We start from the raw sequence: 833 nt of genomic DNA, 5'->3' as shown, positions 1-833 counted from the left end.
CCCCGTCGTGCGGGTGTGTCGTCGTTCGGTTTCAGTGGTACGAACGCGCATGTGATCGTGGAGCAGGCTCCGGAGGAGGAGTCGGCGGGCATTGATCCGGGTGTGGTGCCGGTGGTTGTTCCGTGGGTGTTGTCGGGGCGTAGTGCGGTGGCGTTGCGTGGGCAGGCGGAGCGGTTGTCGGGGTGGCTTTCGGCTGTTCCTGATGCTGGTGTGGTGGATGTGGGGTGGTCGCTGGCGTCGTCGCGTGCGGGTTTGGATCATCGTGCGGTGGTGCTGGCTGATCATGTGGCGGGTGTGGGGGCGGTGGCTTCGGGTTCGCTGGCCGCTGGTGTGGTGAGTGGTTCGGTGGTGTCGGGGAAGACGGTGTTCGTGTTCCCGGGGCAGGGTTCGCAGTGGGTGGGGATGGCTGCGGGTCTGCTGGATTCCTCGCCGGTGTTCGCTGCGCGGGTGGGGGAGTGTGCGAGGGCGCTGGAGCCGTTCACGGACTGGTCGCTGAGCGATGTCCTGCGGGGTGTGGAGGGTGCTCCGTCGTTGGAGCGTGTGGATGTGGTGCAGCCGGCGTTGTTCGCGGTGATGGTGTCGCTGGCGGAGGTCTGGCGTGCTGCGGGGGTGCGCCCGGGTGCGGTCGTCGGCCATTCCCAGGGTGAGATCGCGGCCGCGTGTGTGGCGGGGATTCTGTCGTTGGAGGATGCGGCTCGGGTGGTCGCGTTGCGGAGTCAGGCGATCGGTCGGGTGCTGGCGGGTCTGGGCGGCATGGTGTCCGTCCCGCTGCCCGCCGTGAAGGTGCGGGAGTTGATCGCTCCGTGGGGTGAGGACCGTATCTCGGTCGCGGC

At 68.4% G+C, this 833-nt stretch carries 1 protein-coding gene; it reads left to right on the top strand.

Annotation, left to right across the window (positions count from 1 at the left end):
* A partial coding sequence (locus IE247_RS33930) for an acyltransferase domain-containing protein (protein ID WP_190127220.1) occupies positions 1 to 833 on the top strand: 833 nt, incomplete at both ends.

The organism is Streptomyces inusitatus (assembly GCF_014651115.1).
GTDB classification, from domain to species: Bacteria; Actinomycetota; Actinomycetes; order Streptomycetales; family Streptomycetaceae; genus Streptomyces; species Streptomyces amakusaensis.
This window is presented reverse-complemented; position numbering and strand designations above follow the sequence as displayed.